The sequence below is a fragment of the Actinophytocola xinjiangensis genome (genome assembly GCF_001921215.1).
Taxonomy (GTDB): domain Bacteria; phylum Actinomycetota; class Actinomycetes; order Mycobacteriales; family Pseudonocardiaceae; genus Actinophytocola; species Actinophytocola xinjiangensis.
Genome location: NZ_MSIF01000063.1, coordinates 1 through 1,110, shown reverse-complemented (window position 1 = coordinate 1,110; position 1,110 = coordinate 1). Strand labels below are relative to the sequence as shown.

Below are 1,110 nucleotides of genomic sequence, written 5' to 3'. Positions count from 1 at the left end.
ACTGAGCGACCTGGAACTACTCAGCGACACCGAGAAACACCAGCTACTCCACGACTGGAACAACACCGGCCACCAACTCCCGGACCAGACCCTGCCGCAACTGTTCGAAACGCAGGCCGCACGGACCCCGGAGGCCGTCGCCGTCGTCCATGGTCAGACCAGTCTCACCTACCGAGAACTCGACGCCAGGGCCAACCAGTTGGCGCACCATCTGCGACACCGCGGAGTCAGCGCGGGGACTCTCGTCGGCGTGTGCGCCGAGCGTGGTCCGGAACTGATCGTGGGCCTGCTCGGCATCCTGAAATCGGGGGGTGCCTATGTTCCGCTCGACCCCGAACATCCTGCCCCACGGCTCGACTTCATGCTGAGAGACACGGAAGCGTCGCTGGTGCTCGTCCAGTCGAACCTCCGAGATCGGCTGTCCGGTTACGGGGGAGACCTGGTCGATCTGGAACCGGCACGACAGGCACACGACGCGCGACCGGAAGTCGACCCGGCCCGGGTGGCCGGCCCGGACGACCTGGCCTACGTCATCTACACCTCCGGCTCGACGGGGGCCCCGAAGGGTGTGCAGGTCGAGCATGGCAGCGTGGTGAACTATCTGGAGTTCATGCGTGACTTCACACGCCTGGAACCGGACGACGTGGTCGCCCAGACCTCTCCGATCAGTTTTGACATGTTCGTGTACGAATGCTGGCTGCCGCTGTCGACCGGCGCTCGCCTGGTCGTCATCGAAAAGAATGTCCTGCTCAACCCGGACAGTTTCGCGGAGGCCATTCGCGACCAGAAGATATCGGTCGTCCGGATGACGGCTTCGCTGTTCAACCAGCACCTCACCGAATACCCGGAACTGGCATCCGGCCTGCGGGTGATCGCCTACGGCGGCGAAGCCGTCGAGCGTTCGGTCGCGGACCGCGTGATCGCCGGGCCACACGCCCCCGAGATGGTGCTCCACACGTACGGCCCCACCGAGACTACCGTCAGTTCGGTCGTCTGTGCGGTGACCGGGGACACGCCGGAGAGCCGGACGATGCCGATTGGGCGTCCTGTGGCGAACACCCGGGTATACGTGGTCGACCGATTCGGCAAACCAACCCCCATCGGCGTCCC

General features: G+C 65.0%; 1 protein-coding gene. It reads left to right on the top strand.

Going from position 1 to position 1,110, the window contains the following annotated elements; genetic code table 11:
* A partial coding sequence (locus BLA60_RS41810) for an AMP-binding protein (protein WP_162293095.1) occupies positions 1-1,110 on the top strand: 1,110 nt, incomplete at both ends.